At 63.2% G+C, this 18,894-nt stretch carries 18 protein-coding genes; 5 read left to right on the top strand and 13 right to left on the bottom strand.

Annotated features, from left to right (window positions below; translation table 11 throughout):
* Positions 1-7: 7 nt before the first annotated feature.
* The 12 genes from NKG60_RS04885 to NKG60_RS04830 form a co-directional block, all read right to left on the bottom strand.
* Entirely contained in the window at positions 8-1,027 is a 1,020-nt protein-coding gene (locus NKG60_RS04885) for an ROK family protein (RefSeq protein ID WP_352866073.1), read from the bottom strand.
* Positions 1,027-1,749 carry a ribulose-phosphate 3-epimerase gene (locus NKG60_RS04880; protein ID WP_352662170.1) on the bottom strand — a complete coding sequence of 241 codons (723 nt, stop codon included), beginning with the start codon at positions 1,747-1,749 and terminating at the stop codon, positions 1,027-1,029. The genes NKG60_RS04885 and NKG60_RS04880 overlap by 1 nt, the downstream gene beginning before the upstream one ends.
* Positions 1,749-2,579: an alpha/beta fold hydrolase gene (locus tag NKG60_RS04875; protein WP_352662167.1), complete on the bottom strand. Its 831-nt coding sequence runs from the start codon at positions 2,577-2,579 to the stop codon at positions 1,749-1,751. The genes NKG60_RS04880 and NKG60_RS04875 overlap by 1 nt, the downstream gene beginning before the upstream one ends.
* The gene (locus NKG60_RS04870; RefSeq protein WP_352662164.1) at positions 2,579-3,397 is read right to left on the bottom strand and encodes a sugar phosphate isomerase/epimerase family protein; all 819 of its coding nucleotides are present in this window, start codon (positions 3,395-3,397) and stop codon (positions 2,579-2,581) included. Before NKG60_RS04870 ends, NKG60_RS04875 begins: the two co-directional genes overlap by 1 nt.
* Positions 3,397-4,473: a Gfo/Idh/MocA family protein gene (locus tag NKG60_RS04865; RefSeq protein ID WP_352662161.1), complete on the bottom strand. Its 1,077-nt coding sequence runs from the start codon at positions 4,471-4,473 to the stop codon at positions 3,397-3,399. Before NKG60_RS04865 ends, NKG60_RS04870 begins: the two co-directional genes overlap by 1 nt.
* Before the next feature lie 4 nt (positions 4,474-4,477).
* Positions 4,478-5,299 carry a sugar phosphate isomerase/epimerase family protein gene (locus NKG60_RS04860; RefSeq protein WP_352662158.1) on the bottom strand — a complete coding sequence of 274 codons (822 nt, stop codon included), beginning with the start codon at positions 5,297-5,299 and terminating at the stop codon, positions 4,478-4,480.
* A 185-nt stretch (positions 5,300-5,484) separates the two neighbouring features.
* Entirely contained in the window at positions 5,485-6,327 is an 843-nt protein-coding gene (locus NKG60_RS04855) for a carbohydrate ABC transporter permease (protein WP_352662156.1), read from the bottom strand.
* 5 nt (positions 6,328-6,332) lie between these two features.
* The gene (locus NKG60_RS04850; RefSeq protein WP_352488892.1) at positions 6,333-7,232 is read right to left on the bottom strand and encodes a carbohydrate ABC transporter permease; all 900 of its coding nucleotides are present in this window, start codon (positions 7,230-7,232) and stop codon (positions 6,333-6,335) included.
* Between the two features lie 136 nt (positions 7,233-7,368).
* The gene (locus NKG60_RS04845; RefSeq protein WP_352662151.1) at positions 7,369-8,613 is read right to left on the bottom strand and encodes an ABC transporter substrate-binding protein; all 1,245 of its coding nucleotides are present in this window, start codon (positions 8,611-8,613) and stop codon (positions 7,369-7,371) included.
* A 123-nt stretch (positions 8,614-8,736) separates the two neighbouring features.
* The gene (locus tag NKG60_RS04840) at positions 8,737-9,882 is read right to left on the bottom strand and encodes an ABC transporter ATP-binding protein (RefSeq protein ID WP_352662148.1); all 1,146 of its coding nucleotides are present in this window, start codon (positions 9,880-9,882) and stop codon (positions 8,737-8,739) included.
* Positions 9,883-9,971: 89 nt separating this feature from the next.
* The gene (locus NKG60_RS04835) at positions 9,972-10,922 is read right to left on the bottom strand and encodes a PfkB family carbohydrate kinase (protein ID WP_352662145.1); all 951 of its coding nucleotides are present in this window, start codon (positions 10,920-10,922) and stop codon (positions 9,972-9,974) included.
* 3 nt (positions 10,923-10,925) lie between these two features.
* Entirely contained in the window at positions 10,926-11,726 is an 801-nt protein-coding gene (locus NKG60_RS04830; RefSeq protein ID WP_352662395.1) for a beta/alpha barrel domain-containing protein, read from the bottom strand.
* A gap of 162 nt (positions 11,727-11,888) precedes the next feature.
* Between NKG60_RS04830 and NKG60_RS04825 the strand changes: the two genes are divergently transcribed.
* The 3 genes from NKG60_RS04825 to NKG60_RS04815 all read left to right on the top strand — a co-directional run bounded on the left by NKG60_RS04825 (position 11,889) and on the right by NKG60_RS04815 (position 15,101).
* Complete coding sequence (locus NKG60_RS04825) at positions 11,889-12,650, top strand: DeoR/GlpR family DNA-binding transcription regulator (RefSeq protein ID WP_352662143.1); 762 nt, start codon at positions 11,889-11,891, stop codon at positions 12,648-12,650.
* A 270-nt stretch (positions 12,651-12,920) separates the two neighbouring features.
* The gene (locus tag NKG60_RS04820) at positions 12,921-14,069 is read left to right on the top strand and encodes a Gfo/Idh/MocA family protein (protein WP_352662140.1); all 1,149 of its coding nucleotides are present in this window, start codon (positions 12,921-12,923) and stop codon (positions 14,067-14,069) included.
* Positions 14,070-14,087: 18 nt separating this feature from the next.
* The gene (locus tag NKG60_RS04815) at positions 14,088-15,101 is read left to right on the top strand and encodes an alpha/beta hydrolase (RefSeq protein WP_352974227.1); all 1,014 of its coding nucleotides are present in this window, start codon (positions 14,088-14,090) and stop codon (positions 15,099-15,101) included.
* On the opposite strand, the gene NKG60_RS04810 is transcribed toward NKG60_RS04815, so the two are convergent.
* On the bottom strand, positions 15,061-16,083 hold the full coding sequence (locus tag NKG60_RS04810; RefSeq protein ID WP_352662134.1) for a LacI family DNA-binding transcriptional regulator: 1,023 nt from the start codon (positions 16,081-16,083) through the stop codon (positions 15,061-15,063). The genes NKG60_RS04815 and NKG60_RS04810 overlap by 41 nt on opposite strands.
* A gap of 266 nt (positions 16,084-16,349) precedes the next feature.
* Here NKG60_RS04810 and NKG60_RS04805 point away from each other — a divergent pair, with 266 nt between their 5' ends.
* Complete coding sequence (locus NKG60_RS04805) at positions 16,350-17,300, top strand: sugar kinase (protein WP_352662131.1); 951 nt, start codon at positions 16,350-16,352, stop codon at positions 17,298-17,300.
* A complete protein-coding gene (locus NKG60_RS04800; protein ID WP_352662128.1) occupies positions 17,297-18,583 on the top strand; it encodes a D-tagatose-bisphosphate aldolase, class II, non-catalytic subunit in 1,287 nt (428 codons plus the stop codon). Before NKG60_RS04805 ends, NKG60_RS04800 begins: the two co-directional genes overlap by 4 nt.
* Positions 18,584-18,894 lie beyond the last annotated feature (311 nt).

Genomic DNA, 18,894 nt, shown 5'->3' with positions numbered 1-18,894 from the left:
CTTGAGCTCAGCCTTGGCTTACCTCCCTGGCCCCGGTTTTCGGCTCGTCGTCCTGCACCATCGCCAGCGCCGTGCCAGGTTCGCCCTCCCACAAGATCAGGCTCGCCGCGCCGACCAGGCCCGCCCGATCGCCGAGCTCGGCCGGCACGATTGGCACGTCGCGATAGGCTTGCATTGCGCGCTCCTCGACGGTCGCCCGGATCGTCGGCGCCAGGAGATCGAAGCCGTTGGAAAGGCCGCCGCCCATCACGATCAGGTCGGGCGAATAGAGATGCAGGAGGTTGGTGAAGCCGATGCCGAGCCACTTGGCTTCGGCCTCGACCAGTTGGCGAGCCGCCGCATCACCCGTCCGCGCGGCATCCACGACATGCCGCGCCGAGACATCGCCATTGTTCGAAAGGCGCCTGAGCAGCGAGCCGTCGCTCGGCGCGGTCAGTTGTGTCGCCCGCCGTCCAAGCGCGGTGCCGGAGGCGACCGCCTCGAAGCAGCCGACGGCACCGCAGAAGCAGCGGTCCCCTTCGCCGGTGATGGTCATGTGGCCGATCTCGGCCGCCAGCCCGCGCCTGCCGTGATAGATGTGACCGTCTGCGACGACGCCGCCGCCAATGCCGGTCGACACGGTGACGAACACCAGCGATCCGGTGCCGCGGCCGGCTCCGAAGCGCCATTCGCCGAGGGCTGCCGCATTGGCGTCGTTCTCCAGTCGCACCGGCAGGCCGAACTGCCGGCTGAGGATGTCGATCAGCGGCACATTGTGCCAGCCGGCCAGCGTCGGCGGCCCGATGACGATCCCGGCTTTGGGATCGAGCGGTCCCGGCGCACACATGCCGATGCCGACCACCTTTGCCCGCGGATGCTCCGCCAGCAGGGTGCCTGCCAGCACGATGATCTGGCCGATCACAGCCTCCGATCCCGAGCCTGCCATCGTCGGTGCCGAAACCCGGGCGATGACATCACCGCTGCGTTCAACGAGCGCGCCGCGCAGCTCCGTGCCGCCGAGATCGAAGGCAAGCGCAAGCGTGCTCATCAGGCGGCGACCTTCAGTCCGTGCAGCCAGGCCATGCGCTGCGCGAGGTCGGGATCGCCGAAGGCAAGCGAGCCCAGCACAACCGTCTCGGCGCCGGCGGCGCGCAGCAGCGGCACTGTCTCGTGGCGGATGCCGCCATCCGCGGCAAGCACGATGTCGGCCTCACGGCCGGCCTTCCGCATCAGCGCGCGTGCCTCGATCAGGCGCGGACAGGCCTGGTCGGACAGGCGCTGCCCTTTGACGCCGATGGAGGTGCCGAGCAGCGTCACGAACGCCACTTGCGACAGGAAGGGGGTAACCGCCGCGACCGGCGTTTCCAGCCTGAGCACGACGCCGGCTTCGGCGCCAAGCTCATGCGCCAGCCGCACGGCGCGAAGCCCCGCTTCACCATTCTCGGCATGCACGCTGATCAGGTCAGCGCCGGCCCCGATGAACTGCCGCGTCTGCTCCTCGACGATCTCTGCCTCGACCATCAGATGCACATGGATAGGCCTTGTCGTCAGCCTGGCGATCCGCGCCACCAGATCAGGAAAGAACAGGAAGCCGGGGGTGAAACGGGCGTCGGCGACATCGATGTGATGCAAGTCGACGTAAGCGTCGATGCGCTTCAGGTCGCGCTCCATATTGGCAAGGTCCGCCGACCACAGGGAAAATTCGCCGAGCAGCCGGTTGCGCGGCAAGGCGGCTATTGCCGAGGGGCCGGACAGGGATTTGGTGGTCATTAGGGAACAAGGCTCCGGAAATTGGCGTGGGCGTGAAGGAAGGCGGTGATCTCGGCCTGCAGCTCGGCGAAATGCCTGGCGCTGTCGAGCGCCTTGGCAGGGATTTCGGCAAAGGTCGCGCCGGGAATGGTGGCCGCCAGCGTATAGGCGGAAGACAGCGGATGCACGGCATCCATGGCGTTGCCGATGACCAAAGTCGGAATATCGAGAGACTCGGCATCCCTTGCCGAGACGCCCGGTCCGTCGGCGGCGATGTCAGCGAGCACTTGCGCGAACGTCATGGCGTCCGGCCGGTCGAAATAGCCCAGCAGCGAAGCGAGATTGTCGGGCGCCTCGCGATAGAGGCGTAGGGCGGTCTCGGACTGCGCGAAAAGCGCCCGCGCTTTGTCCGGGCCGTGATCCAGCATGAGGCCGGCGACTTCCGCGATCGGCCGCATGTTCGCCGGTGCCTTGCCAAACGTCCAGGCCGGGCGCACCAGCACGAGGCCGGCGACGCGATCGCGATGGCGGCAGGCGAGGCGCAGCGCGATTCCCGCGCCCATCGACACGCCGCCGGCAACGAAGCGCTCGAGGCCGGCCTGGTCGGCGGCGGCGAGCACATCGTCGGCGAACATCTGGAAGGAGAATGGCCGATACTTGCCGAGTGCCGAGCCGCCATGCCCGCGGCATTCGAGCGTGACGCGCCGCAAGCCGGTGCCGGCCGGGAAGGACTGGGCGACCTGAGCCTCGCCGCCGCCAAGACCATGCTGGAAGACGACCGCCAGCCCGTCGCCCGCGTCGGAAACCCGTAGCGTGCCACTATCGCGGAGCAAGGTCGTCGGGCGCTTCATCACAGGAGCCCTTTCAGAAAGCCGGCGACGCCGGGCGCCTCTTCGGCCGAAAGCCCATGCGTCACCAACGGACCGTCGAAGCCTGTCGCCTTGAGCCGTGCGATGAAATCGGCGAAGTCGACGACGCCTTGCCCGGCGGTGGCGAAGCAGCCGTGGGCAAAACGGTCCTTGGCGTGCGCCATGGCGACATGGCCGGCCGTGGTTTCGATGGCGGCGGCGACGATGGCGCGGGCCTGCGCGGCATCCGCCTGCTCGAACAGGTTCGCCGGATCGAGCACGATGCGCAGCCGCTTCGAACCCATTTCGGCGATCAACTGCATCGCGTCCTGCGCCGACGTCACGATGTTGGCCTGTTCCGGCTCGATGCCGAGATCGACGCCGTGGCGATCGGCGAGTTGCAATGCCTTTTCCATTTCGCGCGCCATGTCGGCCCAGGCCGAGGGATCGGCATTGTCGGGATGATGCGCCCACTGGTCATCGCGGTTGCGCGTTCCCGTGCACAGCGTGACGAGCGGCGTGGAAAGCTTGGCGGCGGCCTCGATCACCACCTTCAGCCGGCGCAAGCCATCGTCGCGCACGGCGTTGTCCGGATGCGCCATGTTGTAGGTGCCTGACAGTGCCACCAGCGCGACACCGGAGGCATCAGACGCGGCTGCAATGGCACGGATGACATCGTCCGGGACCGCATCCGGCGTCGACGGCAGCCCGGCGCAGGCGAGGTTGAACTGGGTGACGGCAAATCCCGCGTCGCGCACCGCGGCGAGCACGCCGCCTGGCTCGCTGCCAGGAAAAGTCTTGGCGAACACCCCGATCTGCATCAGACCGCTCCCGTCACGCTGGCGATCTCGACGCGTTCGCCGCTTTCGACCGAGCGGGCGATCGCCACCATGGCGCGGATCGAGGCAAGGCCGTCATCGACGTTGGCGCCGCGCATCGGCTCGCCGTCGAGCACCGTCTCGGCGAGGCCCTCGAGCTGGCGCCGGAAGAAATGGCCGTCGGCGCCAAGCGGCTTGCGCGACGTCGCATCCTTCTCGTGAAAGATGTCGACCTCGCTGGCGCGGAAATACCAGGGATTGAAGGTCTTCGCGATCACCGAGCCGTTTTCGCCGTAGAGCTGGAAACCCTCGTGCCAGTCCATGCGCACGGCAACCGTGAGGTCGAGATGGCCGAGCGCGCCATTGGCGAACTCGGTCTCGACGAACCAGCAATAGGCGCCGAATTTTTCGTTGAGGCGGGCACGCACAGCGGTGATCTCGCCGCACAGGAAGCGCGCCGTGTCGACGAGATGCGAGCCATGCGCCAGCATGAAATATTGCCTGAGATCGGCCTTCGGATTTCCGGCCGGCTTCCTCGCCAGCTTGCTGGTGACGGGCAGAGGTTGGATCGCGTCGGTGTTGGTGTAGCGATGGGTGGAATCGCAATACCAGGCCTTCAGTGCCAGGATGTCGCCCATCTCGTCGCGGACGAAATCGCGCGCCGCTTCCAGCGCCGGGTCGAAGCGCTTCATGTGCCCGACCTGCAGCACCTTGCCGGAACGGCTGACCGCATCGGCAAGCTTCTGGCCTTCCTCGACCGAGACGCCGATGGGCTTTTCGCAGAGAACGTGCTTGCCAGCCTCGAGCGCCTTGATCGACATCGGCACGTGATAGGCATCGGAGGTGGCGACGATCACCGCCTCGAGTTCAGGGTCGGCCAGCATTTCATCAAAGTCGCCATACATCTTCTGCGGCTCATAAGTGGCGCCCATGCGTGCCAGCAAATCGGGCGCGGCATCGCAGATCGCATAGAGATCGGCATTGCTGGCCTTCACGCAGGATTCCAGATGCGCGAATTGCGCGATCGGCCCGCAGCCAAGCACACCGACACGAAGACGACGGTCTTTCTTGCGGATCATTGTCTCAGGCTCCGTAGCCGCGCATGGTCTGGCGGTTGGTCTTGACCGCTCCGGCCGGATCGGCGGCGGCGGTTTCGGATTCCTCTTCCAGCACCAGCCAGCCGTTGAAGTTGGGCGCCGCGCTAGCGATCTCGATCACTTTCGCCGTGTCGCAGACGCCCTTGCCGAGCATCGCCCAGGCGCCGCTCGCATCGACATCCTTCAGGTGCACGTAGCAGATGCGATCGCGATAGGTTGAGAGCGTGCCGGCCATGTCCTTGTGACCGCGCAGGATGTGGCCGGTGTCCGGCACCCAGCCGACCAGCGAGGCGTCGAGCAGCCCGAAGATGCGGTCGTAATCGGCGCGGTCGTAGAGCAGCGTGTTGTGGTGCGAGCTCGGATGCACCGCGACCTGGACGCCGACCTTGCGGCCGAGTTCACCAGCCTTGTTGTAGACTTCGGCCGCAATGGCGAACTTGTCGTGGCGCGGACCGTCCGACACGACGGTGGCCGAGCCCATGGACACCAGCGCGCCCGGAAAGGCGGCGGCAAAATCGATCCAGCGCCTGGCGGTCTCGAGGTCGGCGCCGATCTTCTCCTTGAGTGTGAAGCCGCTATTCGAACCGAAGGCGAAGGAGACGAGCGTCAGGCCGGATGTCTTCAGCGCCGTCGCGAACTGCGCCGGTTTGCCGGCATAGCGGCCGATCATCGTGTCGGTGATTTCGATGCCGGCATAGCCGCCATCGGCGATCGCTTTGAGCAGGTCGTCGGGGCCGCCGGCAAAACAGTCTCCGAGCATTTCCCAGGTGAAGGTCTGGCAGCCGACTTTGAGGTCTTTCACGTTCATCCTTTCATTCCTTGATTCCACCTGCGCAGGCCCTTCGATGATGTGGCGCTGGAAGAACGGCACCAGCACGATCAGCGACGCTACGGCGCCTGAGGCCGCGGCGATATCACCTGCCAGCAGAGAAGGTCCAATCCATCGATTGCGATGCGCGGCCTACTCCATCGGTTCTCCGTGGGAGGGACATCCTACTTGACCGAGCCCGCGGTCATACCGGCCAGAAAGAACCTCTGGGCAACGAGGTAGATGAGCAAGAGCGGTAGCGAGCCGAGCACGCTCATCGCCATCATCTGGTTCCATTCGAAGGCGTGCTGCCCCATCAATAGCTGGATACCGATCGGGACGGTGCGCATGGACGTTGACTTCGTCAGCGTCAGCGCAAAGAGAAATTCGTTCCAGCACAACAGGAAGGTGTAGACCGACGTCGCCACGATACCGGGCAGTGAAATCGGGACGATCACCCGCCAGAGTGCGGTCCAGCTGCTGCCGCCGTCGACAGCCACCGCTTCATCGAGATCGCGGGGCAAGGTGTTCAGATATCCCGTCATCAGCAGGATCGCGTAGGGCAGCGTAAACACCAGGTAAGTCAGGATCAGTGCGACGTAGGTGTCGAAGATGCCATACGAGACGACAAGCCCGAAGAAGGGGATCAAAAGCGTGATCGGCGGGATCGTCTGCGTGCTGATGATGAGTGTGTTGAGGCTGCCCTTACCGCGGAAATTGAAACGGCTGAACCCATAGGCCGCCAGCAAGGCGATCAGCACCGTCAGCACGGTCACCGCTCCGGCCACGAAGTAGCTGTTGAAGAAGAAGCGCAGCTTTACCGGGTCGCCAAGGATGGCCGCATACGCTTCCAGCGTGACCGCCTTCGGCAGGACGGTTGGTGGCAGGGCAAAGATTTCGGTATTCGACTTGAACGAGCTGCTCAGCATCCAGTAGATCGGGAAGGCCGCGAAAAAGAGCCCTGCTGCAAGCGCGACATGCAGCGCGACGGTGATCAGCCTGTCTTTCGGCGTGTGCCTTTTCCTCATGGTGACTATCGAGCCTTTTGATAGCGGATGTAGAACAGCGTCAGGCCGAGAGAGATCAGCAGGATGACCACGGCGCTTGCCGACGCCTGCGACAGGTTGTAGCTCGAAAACGCCAGCTTGTATGTGTAGGTGCTGAGGACCTCGGTCGAATAGATCGGACCGCCGCCCGTCGTTATCCAGATCAATGGAAAGACCTGCATGGTCCAGATGAAGTCGAGCAGAGAGATGCTGATGATGATCGGCATCAGCTGCGGGATGGTGATGAAGATCAGCTTCTGGTAGGCCTTCGCCCCGTCGATATCGGCAGCCTCGTAGAAATCCTTGGGAATGCCCTGCAAGCCTGCGAGCAGGCTGACCATGAAAAGCGGGTAGCCCGCCCAGATATTGGCGAAGGTGACGGCGTGCAGCGCGGTCTCGGGCGAGGAAAACCACTCGACCTTGGAACCGATGATGCCCATCTGCATGAGAACGCTGTTCACGACACCGTTCGGCTCGAGCAGGAGGCGCCAGATCACGGCGATAATAACCGCGGTGAACAGCCAGGGCAGAATGTAGAGCACGCGCAGGATATTGCGCAGCGTCGGATTGATGCGGTCGCTGTTCAGCATGAGCGCGAAGATCATGCCGATGGTCATGTGGAAGACGACACTCATACATGTGAAGTAGAGCGTGTGCCACAGCGAAGCCCAGAACACCGGATCGTTAAAGATTGCCTGGTAGTGTTTCAGTCCGGCAAAGGACGGGTCGCGACGCAGCACTGCGCTGTTCTGGAACGAATAGCCAATCACCGTCACCATCGGCAGCAGCATCAGCAGGCCGATTATGAGGAGCGAGGGCGACAGGTAGAGATAGGGTGCGACCGCTCGTTTCAGTCTATGGTGGCGGGAGCGCTTCTGCCGGGTCATATGCCAACCTTGGGATACGCCTTCAAGAGAAGGGGCTTCGGAAACAGGTCCGTCTCGCATTGCCGATCCGTTGTTGCCGGAGGCCTGCCCGAAGTCAGGCCCCCGGTCGAAGATCGAAAACGAAGAAACAGGCCGATCAGAATTTCGCCATCCAGCCCTTTTGAGCGTTGGCCGCGGCTTGTTCCGGAGACTGCTCGTCGGTGAGCATCTTCTGCGCTTCCACGTCGAACTGGGTCATCAGGTCTTCCGCCACCGGCAGGCCCGTGAACTCATTGGCAAGATAACCGGTCTTGAAGATTTCGAAAGCCTTGCCGAAAGCTTTGTCGGAGGTCACGAAATCGGGCTTGGCGTTGACGTTGCCCGGGAAGGCGTTGGCCAGCGACACCAGTTTGGCGTTCACCTTTTCACTCATCAGATATTGGACGAGCTTCCAGGCTTCCTCCTGATGTTTCGAGGCCGCAGAGATGCCGATGCCCCAGGAGGCGTAGGGAAGGCCGCGCTTGCCGTTGTAGTTCTCCACGACCGGGACCGGGATGAGATCGAAGTTCAGTTTGGGATTGCGTTTGCGGATGAGGTTCACATGCGCAAGCGAGTCGATCATCATTCCGACCCGATCGTTGACGAATTCCTCGACCTTTTCCTGCTCGGTCTTGGTGGCAATGCCGGGCGAGATGACGCCGGCGTCGTTCAGCGATTTGACGAACGTGAGCATATCCACCACCGGCTTGCCCTCGAGAGCCGGCTTGCCGTCACCCATCATCGATTGACCCGATGCCCAGACCCACGACATCATGTCGTTCTGGACACCGGACGGCGTTTGCAGCGACAGGGGTAGCACCCAGCCATACTGGTTCTTGTCGGCATGCGTCATCTTCTTGGCGGCTTCGAGAAACTCCGCGCGGGTCGACGGCAGCTTGGTCACGCCTGCCTGGGCGGCGAGGTCCAAATTCACGAAGACCGGATAGACGAACGAAGCCACGGGAAACATCACCGCCTTGCCGTCCACCTTGATGATATCCGCGACCTGGCTCTTGTCGAACCCGCTCGCATCCATCATCGGGTTCATGTCGGCCAGCGCATTCTGCGCGTTCAAATTGTTCACCCAGGCGCCGTCGAGGCCAACGACGTCGCTAAGCGTTCCGGTTGCAGCACCAACCGAGATCTGGTCTCGCGTGGTCGCATAGGGGCCGCTGACCAGCGTCACCTTGATTCCGGGGTTTGCAGCCTCGAAGTCATTCATGATCGCCCTGAGCGAGCCGGCCGGCAATTCGGGCTCCCACCATTGGGTGAATTCCAGCGTCGTATCCGCCATGGCGCCGGTTGCGCCAAGCAACCATGCGGCCGCGGCTATTTTCAGCATCGCGGGTTGTATCCGAAACATCACTTTCTCCTCCTTCTTCAAAATCGACCGCACAATGCGGCCGATCGTCTGGTTTATTTAGAAGTCTTCTTGCGAGTATCTTTCGCAGGCGCCTCACTCTCGCCTGCGGTCTGCTGCAGATATTCAGATCGCCAGATGCGTCTCGGGATCGAAGAAATGGAACTTGGCATCATCCACGGCCAACCCGATTTCCGAGCCGGAGTGCACGGCGCTGATCGGCTCGAATCTCGCCACCGCGTTCGATGCCAGGCCAAAATCGTCCACCGCGTCCGGATCGCCGGAATCCACCCGGACCGCGTCGATGTTCAGGTGAACGATATGTTCAGAGCCGAGTTCTTCGATCGAAGTCACCTTTGCGGGTATCGTCTGATACTTGCGACCGGATTCGAGGCTGCTGTCATAAAGATCCTCCGGTCGTATGCCGAACACGACCTTGCGCCCCGCATACGACCTCAAGCCCGGCCTGCGCACGAAGGCTGCATCCTGCAGCCGGATGGCGAAGGTGCCGGAAATCAGTTCGTCGCCGGTCAGGGTCGCCTCGAAAAGGTTCATCGAAGGAGAGCCGATGAAGCCGGCAACGAAGGCGTTCACCGGCGATTCATAGAGCCTCTTGGGTGTGTCGACCTGCTGCAGCACGCCGCCTTTCAACACCGCGACCCTGTCCCCCATCGTCATCGCTTCGGTCTGGTCGTGGGTCACGTATATGGTCGTGACGCCGAGTTGCTTTTGCAGACGGGTGATTTCGGCGCGCATTTGCACGCGCAGTTTCGCGTCCAGATTGGAAAGGGGTTCGTCCATGAGAAAGGCGGCCGGCTCGCGCACCATAGCGCGGCCCATGGCAACCCGTTGACGCTGTCCGCCCGAAAGGTTCGCGGGTTTGCTGTCCAGCAAAGACGTCAGCTGAAGGGTTTTGGCGATCTCGTCCACGCGCTTCTTGCGCTCGGCCTTCGGCTTGCCTGCCAGCCGCATCGAAAAGGCGATGTTTTCGAACACCGTCATATGTGGGTAGAGCGCGTAGCTCTGGAAGACCATCGCTATGTCGCGGTCCTTGGGCGGCATGTCGACGACGTCGACTCCGCCGATCCGAAGACTGCCGCTGGTGATGTCCTCCAATCCCGCGATCATTCGCAATGCGGTGGATTTGCCGCAGCCGGACGGCCCGACGAGAATCAAGAACTCGCCGTTCTCGACCGATAGGTTCAATTGGTCGATCGCGCGAAAATTGTTCCCGTAGGTTTTGCAGATACTCTCAAGAATGACTTCTGCCATCTTCCTCCCTCCACAAGTATAAGCCGCTGATTTTATAATTGTTCTCGGCTTATGTTCACCTCCGAAATATTTCCTCCGACAGCTTCAGGCTATGTTCCAGTATCGACATGCGCACTTTTCAGTTCGACTGCTGACGGCGCGTTGGTCGATGCCAGGAGTTCCGTGACCTGGTCGTCAGTCGGAAGCGCCTCGCGCCCGCCACGCCCGGTTATCGAAAGGGCCGCCGCCGCGGCCGCGAATGCCACCCGGCCTGCGGCGTCGGCTCCGCGCGTCAACGCAAGGGCATAGGCGCCATGAAAGCAGTCACCCGCGCCGGTCGAGTCGACGACCACAACCCGGTGCGGGGGCAAGTGCCAGAGACCTGTCTCTTCACGCCCGCGATAGTACACGCCCCTCCCACCATCGGTCAGAACCACGGCGGATCGCGACGGCAACCATAATGCCTCGAGCATCTCGGCGGGCGATCGGCACCCCGTGGCAGTCCGCGCAAAGCCGAGTGGAAGAATGAGATGGTCGCAGAGCGCGATCAGCCGCTCCGTGGCGGGGCCGCCGCTCCATTCGATATCGCCGAGGATCGCAAGGCCGAGATCGCGAGCCCGAGCCACGACATCCAGCGACCGGATCGCGTAGCTATCGACGATCAAGACGGTCGCGCGGCTGAGGATATCGTCCGGAAAGTCGGGAGCGGTGCCCAGCATCGCATCGTCGTCATACGCGATGAACCGTTCCCCGTCCGAGCCGACGGTGATCCGTGAGCGCACCGGGCGCGCGTCGGGATGGCGCGGCGCGAATGCGGTTTCAACACCGCTCGCAACGAGATCGCGCAGCACGGCGTCGTCCGCGGCACTGCCCAGCCATCCGACGAACCCGGCGGTTCCGCCGAGCCGCACGACTGCGGCCAGCGCCGTCGCGATATTTCCCCCAAAAGCGCGGGCATTTTGCAGGACCTTCCCCTTGCCCGCCGACAACGGCTGATCGACATAGACGATGTCGTCGATCGCAATAGCGCCGAAGCCGAGGATCGAGGGGACGGTGGGCATCGTTCAGGCACCCGCCTTCGCCAGGGCGTCTTGCGCCGAAAGGCCGTCATGGATGACGCCGCGAAAGGCAAGCGCTGCCTTCTCCGGATCGCCATGCCCCCAGAGATTGCGGCCCACCACGGCACCGCGTGCGCCGGCACGGATGGCGTCCGCCGTCTGCTGAAGCGCGCCGAGTAGCGTATCGGTCTTCGGACCACCCGCGATCACAACCGGCACCGGGCAAGTCCGGACGGTCTCTCGGAACGACTCGAAATCGCCCGTGTAGCCGATCTTGATCACGTCGACGCCGGACTCGTAGCCGATGCGCGCCGCATAGGCGATCTCGTCGGGGGTGAAGACGATTTTTGCTCCGTCGGTGAAATCGCGTGGGTAGATATGCGCCACCACAGGCATGCCGTAGCGGGCCGCTGCATTTACCGAATCGGTGAGCCAGCGTATGTATTTGCCCTCGGTCGCGCCGCGCACCGGAATGGCCACGGCCAACGCATCGGCCCCGGCGCGCACCGCATCCTCGGGCGTTGCGATCAACTCGCTGATGCGATCGTCCGGAGTGAAGCAGCCCGCCTGAATCACCAGGGAAGCCTTGCCTGCATATTGCGGCCACAGATGGCGCGCGGTGCCCGGCTGGATGCTGACGTAGTCGGGTCTGCCCGCCATGACGCGTGCAAGCGCACCCGGCAGGTCGGCAAGGCCGCCTTTGCGCACGTCGCCATAGCCGACGAAGTGGTCGACCGCGCCGCCAAAAAGGTTCCCCGATGGATGCGAGAAGAGGCGCGCAAGACGCACCTTGGTTCCTAGGCTCATGAGTGCAAAATTCCCTAATCGTTTGATTTCAAAATCCTGAACCCAGTGTTTCCGAAAGAAATAAGAAAAACAATCTTTCGAAAGCTTTCGAAATTGCGTATTTTTGGTAAGGTGAGCCAAGGCCAGAGCGGTTGCTTGGCGCAGGGAGGCGAAGGCAGGGCAATGTTGTCGGAGCAGAGACGCCAATCGATCCTGGGTGAGGTGCAACGCAGCGGACAGGTTCGCACGAAGGACCTGTCAAACGGGTTTGGCGTGTCGGAAGTCACGGTGCGCTCCGACCTCGAGATACTGGACCGAAAGGGACTACTGACCAAGACCCGTGGAGGGGCGGTGACCCGTACCACCGATTCGACTACGGCCGCGTTCGCCCGGCGGATGCAAACGAACCTCGACGCAAAGAAGTGCATCGCCCGGGCGGCGGTAGACCTGTTCGAGGACAACCAATCGGTCATCTTCGACGGCGGCTCGACATTGATGCAGCTTGCCATGCAGTTACCGCCGCTCAGCAATGTCGTGGTCGCGGCCACGGCCATGAATATCGTGCAGCATCTTATGCATCGTCCCGGGCTCGACGTTCATATGATCGGCGGCCGGGTCTACCCCGACACGGTGAGCACACTGATCACCGATTCCGATACGGCTCTCGGCGGCTTGGTAGCGCATCAGGTCTTTGTTGGAGCGCATGCGATAGACTCGTCACTGGATGTGGTCGACGTGAACGAAGACATGGCGCGAACGAAGCGAAACCTCGTTCGCATGGCCCGGCGCGTTGTCCTCCTTGCCGATTCGAGCAAATGGGGCGTCAGCGGGACCTCCAAGGCATTTTCGCTGTCGGCCGTCGATGTGGTGATCACCGACGATGGCCTGCCCGGTCCAATACGCAGCCAGCTTGATAGGACCAGGGTCAAGGTGATCTATGCCTGAACCCGTCTCGGTCCCTGGCCGCGACGGAAAGATCCAGTGCGCCCATGAGCCACGGGATTCGCATCGGCCGTTGGCCGGTTTTTCATGTCAATCATGTTTTCTCCTCCTCAAGGCTGGCGGCCTCCAATGCTGAGCCAGCGTTTTCACATGCTCTATAAAAATTTTACGCGCGTCAAGTTCTAAAATGTTGTATAGCGGCTTTCGACTATGAACCGTTGCTGACGCAAGGGTGCAGCCAGGCCATGACCGCGTTGGGAGGTACGATCTTAAATGCACGGAAAATCAAAGACAAAGCTCGGCATCGGCGTCATCGGATGCGGCAACATCTCGATGACCTATTTGCGCAATGCGGCTCTGTTCGGCGGGGTAGAGCTCAGCGCCTGCGCCGACATTTCGGCCGATATGGCTGCGCTGCGCGCCAGGGAGTATGGCATCCGCGCACTCGGCGTCGACACGCTGCTGGCCGACCCGGACATCGACCTTGTTCTCAATTTGACGATACCGGCGGCGCATTTCAACATATCGCTTTCGGCGCTTTCGGCGGGAAAGCACGTCTTTACCGAAAAGCCTCTGGCGACGTCGGCCGCCGACGGCCGCCGGCTGGTCGAAGAGGCGAGGGCGCGCGGGTTGCAGCTCGGCTCGGCTCCAGACACCTTCCTCGGCGCTGCCGGACGGCGGGCGCGCCGGCTGATGGACGAGGGTGCGATCGGCTGCGCTGTGACCGGCACCGCCTTCATGATGGGGCGCGGCATGGAGCACTGGCATCCCAATCCGCAATTCTACTATCAGCCCGGCGGCGGCCCCGTCTTCGACATGGGCCCTTATTACCTGACGATGCTGGTCAACCTGCTCGGCCCGGTCGAGCGCGTCATGGCGATGGCGACGCGCGGCCAGGAGGAACGGCTGATATCAGCCGAAGGTCCTTACAAGAACACCAGCTTCAAGGTCGGCACGCCGACCACCATTCTGTCGCTGCTGGAGTTCCGCTCCGGCGCCACCGTCACCTTCGGCGCCTCCTGGGACGTGTTCAAGCACTCCAACCATCCGATCGAACTGCACGGCACCGAAGGCTCGCTGCGATTGCCCGATCCCGACACATTCGGCGGCACAGTTTCGCTCTCGGCGCGCGGCGACGACTGGGCCGATTTCGCCAGCGAGGCCGAACTCTACGGTGCGCGCAACTGGCCCTATGTCGCACCCGACCGCGCCAACTACCGCATGCTAGGCGTCGCTGATCTTGCGCGGGCGCTGGCCGATGGGCGCAAGCCCCGCGCCTCCGGCGATCTGGCGCTGCATGTTCTGGAGATCATGGAGGCGATCCTGGCATCGGGCGAAAGCCGCGGCTCAATTGCCGTCAATGGGACCGTCGACCAGCCGCCGCTGCTCGGCGAGGACGAGGCGGCAGGTCTGCTTGCCTGACGAGGAGGGAGATCCATGATGAAATCGCCTTCAGCGCCGTCCCTGTCCCCACTCGACCCGGAAGCCCGGTATGTGCTCGAGCTCGGCCGGCAGGCCGACGCCTTGCCATTCGAGACCGGTACACCGCAACAGGCACGCCGTGCCTACGAAGAAGGCCTTCCGGACCAGCAGGGTGAGCGCCAGCCGGTGGCTTCGGTCACTGAGCGCGCCATCCTTGGACCCGGCGGTTCGCTGACGCTCAGGATCTATCGCGGGCAGGACGCGCCTGATGCAACTGCCCCGGCGCTGCTTTACCTGCATGGCGGCGGCTGGGTGATCGGCAACCTCGATTCCCATGACGAGATCTGCCGCTGGTTCGCCAATATGGCGGCTTGCGTCGTCGTTTCGCCCGCCTACCGGCTGGCGCCGGAGCACAAATTCCCGGCCGCGGTCGAGGATTGCCGCGCCGTGCTCTCCTTCATGCAAGAGGCGCCTGGCGATCTCGGCATCGACGCTCGGCGCATTGCCGTTGCCGGCGACAGTGCCGGCGGCAATCTCGCCACGGTGCTTAGTCTTCTCGCGCGGGGCGATCCTACTCCGTTGACCGCGCAGCTGCCGTTCTATCCCAACACTGATGCCGCGCAGACGGCGGACAGCTATCGCCGCTTCGCCGAAGGTTTTGGCCTGACCGCCTCGACCATGGCGTGGTTTCGTGATCACTATGTCCGCTATGCCGCCGACATCGACGACTGGCGCGCCTCGCCACTCAGGGCGGAGAGCCTCGCCGGCGCGGCGCCAGCCTTCGTCGCCATCGCCGGTCACGACATCCTCGCCGATGAAGGCGAGGCCTACGCCGGGCGTCTGCAAGACGACGGTGTGCCGGTCGTGCTGCGGCGTTGGCCAGGCCAGATCCATGGTTTTGTTTCCATGGGCCGCCATGGCACGGCAGCGCGACAGGCCGTTGGCGCTGCGGTCGCCGCATGGCGCGGCTTCGATCCGGCTTTTGACAAGATCAGGCCGACTGACGCATCACCAGCGTCGCATCGAGACTGACTTTGGGTGCGACCGCCGTGTCGTCCTTCTCAAGCAGCGCCAGCAGCGTCTCGACGCTGCGCCCGGCCATCGAGGCGAAGTCCTGCGCCATGGTGGTGAGGCCGGGGCAGGTGTAGCGGCTCAGTGGATGATCGTCATGGGCGGCTACCCGCAGGTCGCAATCGCCCTTGCGGCCGATCTTGAGTCCGCGCGCATAGGCGGCGGCCATCACGCCAAAGGCCAAGCGGTCGTTGTTGCATAGGATGGTCTTTCCCGCCAGGCCGCCATTGTCGAGCATCTTTTCCGTCTGCTCGTAGCCGATCCGTTCGAAATCCCAAGTGTAGTCCTCGGTGTTGCCGATGACGACCGGCTCATGCCCGAGCCGCTTCATCGAGGCGACATAGCTCTCCAGCCGTTCCGGCGAGTTGTGGTTGACATGCGGGATATCGAAATAGACCGGGGCGCCGCCGGACCGGCAAAGATAATCGACGATGGTCGAGACGCTCTGCGCGTTGTTGTTGCCGACGAACGGCGTCCCGCCTTCGAGATAGGTGTCGAAATAGACGACCGGGATCGCCTGCGTCAGCTTCTCCAGCGTGCGGTGGTCCGAGCGCACGCCGAGCGGCGCGATCAGCGCGCCGGAGACTTTCAGCGACAGGATCGTTCGCGTTGCCTCCACTTCGAGTTCGCGCGAGCCGTGCGAGGAGATCACGATCGGCCAGTAGCCCTTGTCGCGCAGCCTGAGTTCTATGCGGCTGACCATCTCCGAATAGAAGGGATCGGCCACCGTCGGCACCATGATGCCGATGCTGCGGGTACGCTTGCGGTTGAGGTTGCGCGCGAACAAATTAGGCTGGTAGTCGGACGAGCGCAGCGCTTCCTCGATGCGCTTTCGCGTCGCCGCCTTGACACTGGTCGGATCGTCGAAATATTTCGACAAAGTCGGCCTGGAGACGCCACAGGAGCGGGCGAAATCCTCCATCGTCTTGTGCTTCATCGCCACCGATTCCCCCGCCTACCGGAAACCTCGTTCCTTGTGCTGCCCGGCACCTGCTTACGGTGCGCCGGCGTGCAACCGCAAGGCAAAATTTTACAGAAAACTCCGGCCGCTTCACGCGTATAATAAAATTATTCCACGCGCAAATTTTTAATTGACGCAAAAAAGTGCAAGCCGTATTGACTCTGGATGTCGGTTGCCGCCAGGCACAATTGTGCGCGACTGAAGTCCGCAGCCGGACTGGGGCGAAACGCCGGGAGGAATTCCGCCAGATGAAGAAGCTGGTCTCAGCCGGCGAGATCCTCGTCGAGATCATGGCCGAGCGTATCGGCCAGAGCTTTCTCGAGCCGGGCCCGCTGCTGGGGCCTTATCCGTCCGGCGCGCCCGCCATCTTCATCGGCCAAGCCGCAGCGCTCGGCCAACCCGCCGGCCTGATCGGCGCGGTCGGCGACGACGATTTCGGCCAGTTGAACATCGAGCGGCTGCGGACGCTGGGAGCTGACGTGTCGGCGATCGCGGTTCACAAGGGCCACGCGACGGGCACCGCCTTCGTCACTTACCGGGCGGACGGCAGCCGGCACTTTGTCTTCAACATCCGCAACAGCGCCGCCGGCCTGGTCGGGATCGATGCCGCTGCGACAAGCATGCTGGCCGGCACCGACCATGTTCATCTCATGGGCTCGTCACTGTTCTCCGACCGCGCCACCGATGTCGCGCTGGCGGCGATCCAAACGGTGAAGGCCAAGGGCGGGACGGTGTCCTTCGACCCCAACATTCGCCGCGAGATCATGCAGGCCTCCGGCATGCGCGCAGCGCTCGACCAAGTGCTCAAGCAAACCGATGTCTTCCTGCCGAGCGGCAACGAACTGTTCCTGTTTTCTTCGGCCAGCGACGAAAAGGGCGCGGTCGATGAACTCCTGCAGCGCGGCGTTTCCTGCGTCGTCCTCAAGAAGGGCGCCGACGGCGCCGCCTACCACGACCGTCACGGCACGGTGGCCTTGCCGGGCTTTGCCGTCAACGAGATCGATCCGACCGGTGCCGGTGACTGTTTCGGCGCTGCCTTCGTCTCGTTCTGGCTTCGTGGTGCTGCACCCGCCCAGGCGCTCAGGATCGCAAATGCCTGTGGCGCGCTAGCCGTTACTCGCAAGGGGCCAATGGAAGGTATCTTTCCGTTAGCCGAGGTTGAGGCTTTCGCAACCATCGCCGGAAAGGGCCAGCCATGAGCGCCGCGACGCAGAGATTTGCCAGCATCGCGGTGAAGCGCGCCGCGGGTGAGAAAGGCGGCATCGCCTCGATCTGTTCGGCGCATCCGCTGGTGATCGAGGCCGCGCTCCGCCACGGCGCGTCGCGCGGTTCCGATGTGCTGATCGAGGCGACCTGCAACCAGGTCAATCACGAAGGCGGCTACACCGGCATGACGCCCGCCGGCTTCCGCAGCTTCGTCGAGGGCCATGCGCAAAGGGCCGGCTTTCCGCTCGATCGCCTGATCCTCGGCGGCGACCATCTCGGTCCCAATCCGTGGAAGCATCTTCCTTCCGCCGAGGCGATGACGAAGGCGAAGGCGATGATCGACGCCTATGCCGGCGCCGGCTTCACCAAGCTGCATCTCGACACCAGCATGGCTTGCGCCGACGATCCCGCCCCGCTTGCCGACGAGATCATCGCTGCCCGCGTCGCCGCGCTTGCGGCCGTCGCCGAGGCGGCGGTCGAACGCATTGGCGGCGAGAAACCGGTCTACATCATCGGCACCGAAGTTCCGGTGCCGGGCGGCGCGCTCGAAGCGCTCGACCATATGCATGTCACCGAACCAGATGACGCCCTGCGCACCGTCGAAATCCACGGACAGGCATTTTCGCGCGCCGGCCTCGACGGTGCCTTTGCCCGTGTGGTCGGCGTCGTCGTCCAGCCGGGCGTCGAATTCGGCAATGCCGAGATCATCGCGTACGCGCCGCGGAAGGCGACGCAGCTGGTCGGCGTACTCGGGCGCATGCCGCAATTCGTCTTCGAGGCGCATTCGACCGACTACCAGCCAAACGAGGCGCTTGAGGCTCTGGTGCGCGACGGCTTCGCCATCCTCAAGGTTGGACCCTGGCTCACCTTCGCGCTGCGCGAGGCATTGTACGGGCTGAGCCACGTCGCGGACGTGCTTGCGCCAGACCCATCCCGTGAAAGCCTGCCGGCGGCGATGGAGCGCGTCATGCTGGCCTCGCCGGATAATTGGCAGAGATACTATCCGGGTACGCCGGACGAGCAGCGCGTGCAGCGGCACTTCTCCTTCAGCGACCGCATCCGTTACTACTGGCCGACGCCCGACGCACAGCACGCGACACAGACGCTGCTGGATTTTCTGGGCGACAGGGACATTCCCCGCCCTTTGGTCAGCCAGTATCTGGGGCAACTCGATGCCGACGTTGCGGCAGGTCGGATCGAGCCCGTCGCGCATGACCTGCTGATTGGCAGCATCACCCGTGTCCTCGATTCCTATGGGCGTGCGACGTTACAGTAGCGCGGATCGTTCTACATTCGTCGTTGCAGGGTGGAGCCGCGCCCGGAGGCCGCGCGCGTGAGCTAAGATGTGCGCTCACTGACACACGCGGAGGCTATGCCGGACCTTCAAAGGTGGGCTGCCGTTGGAGGCAGGGCATAGCCAATTCGATGGTGAGAGCATCGCGGAACCATACGGAACGATACGGGAATACTTCTGATTTTGGCCCACGAAAAACCCAATCAAATCGACGTTTCTAGGACATCCTCCGGGCCCACCATTATCGTTATTTATCAACGACTTAGAAAAATTTTACCTCGGTTAGGCACGCC

Source organism: Mesorhizobium sp. M1428, assembly GCF_040317515.1.
Classification (GTDB): domain Bacteria; phylum Pseudomonadota; class Alphaproteobacteria; order Rhizobiales; family Rhizobiaceae; genus Mesorhizobium.
The sequence above is the reverse complement of the archived record's forward strand: the minus strand, read 5'-3'. Positions and strand labels throughout refer to the sequence as shown.

Coding starts and splice junctions, on each gene's coding strand:
- NKG60_RS04825 (WP_352662143.1), top strand. CDS start 11,889: ATGTTGTCGGAGCAGAGACGCCAATCGATCCTGGGTGAGGTGCAACGC.
- NKG60_RS04800 (WP_352662128.1), top strand. CDS start 17,297: ATGAGCGCCGCGACGCAGAGATTTGCCAGCATCGCGGTGAAGCGCGCC.
- NKG60_RS04805 (WP_352662131.1), top strand. CDS start 16,350: ATGAAGAAGCTGGTCTCAGCCGGCGAGATCCTCGTCGAGATCATGGCC.
- NKG60_RS04875 (WP_352662167.1), bottom strand. CDS start 2,579: ATGAAGCGCCCGACGACCTTGCTCCGCGATAGTGGCACGCTACGGGTT.
- NKG60_RS04855 (WP_352662156.1), bottom strand. CDS start 6,327: ATGAGGAAAAGGCACACGCCGAAAGACAGGCTGATCACCGTCGCGCTG.
- NKG60_RS04845 (WP_352662151.1), bottom strand. CDS start 8,613: ATGTTTCGGATACAACCCGCGATGCTGAAAATAGCCGCGGCCGCATGG.
- NKG60_RS04880 (WP_352662170.1), bottom strand. CDS start 1,749: ATGACCACCAAATCCCTGTCCGGCCCCTCGGCAATAGCCGCCTTGCCG.
- NKG60_RS04830 (WP_352662395.1), bottom strand. CDS start 11,726: ATGAGCCTAGGAACCAAGGTGCGTCTTGCGCGCCTCTTCTCGCATCCA.
- NKG60_RS04885 (WP_352866073.1), bottom strand. CDS start 1,027: ATGAGCACGCTTGCGCTTGCCTTCGATCTCGGCGGCACGGAGCTGCGC.
- NKG60_RS04820 (WP_352662140.1), top strand. CDS start 12,921: ATGCACGGAAAATCAAAGACAAAGCTCGGCATCGGCGTCATCGGATGC.
- NKG60_RS04870 (WP_352662164.1), bottom strand. CDS start 3,397: ATGCAGATCGGGGTGTTCGCCAAGACTTTTCCTGGCAGCGAGCCAGGC.
- NKG60_RS04835 (WP_352662145.1), bottom strand. CDS start 10,922: ATGCCCACCGTCCCCTCGATCCTCGGCTTCGGCGCTATTGCGATCGAC.
- NKG60_RS04850 (WP_352488892.1), bottom strand. CDS start 7,232: ATGACCCGGCAGAAGCGCTCCCGCCACCATAGACTGAAACGAGCGGTC.
- NKG60_RS04865 (WP_352662161.1), bottom strand. CDS start 4,473: ATGATCCGCAAGAAAGACCGTCGTCTTCGTGTCGGTGTGCTTGGCTGC.
- NKG60_RS04815 (WP_352974227.1), top strand. CDS start 14,088: ATGAAATCGCCTTCAGCGCCGTCCCTGTCCCCACTCGACCCGGAAGCC.
- NKG60_RS04860 (WP_352662158.1), bottom strand. CDS start 5,299: ATGAACGTGAAAGACCTCAAAGTCGGCTGCCAGACCTTCACCTGGGAA.
- NKG60_RS04840 (WP_352662148.1), bottom strand. CDS start 9,882: ATGGCAGAAGTCATTCTTGAGAGTATCTGCAAAACCTACGGGAACAAT.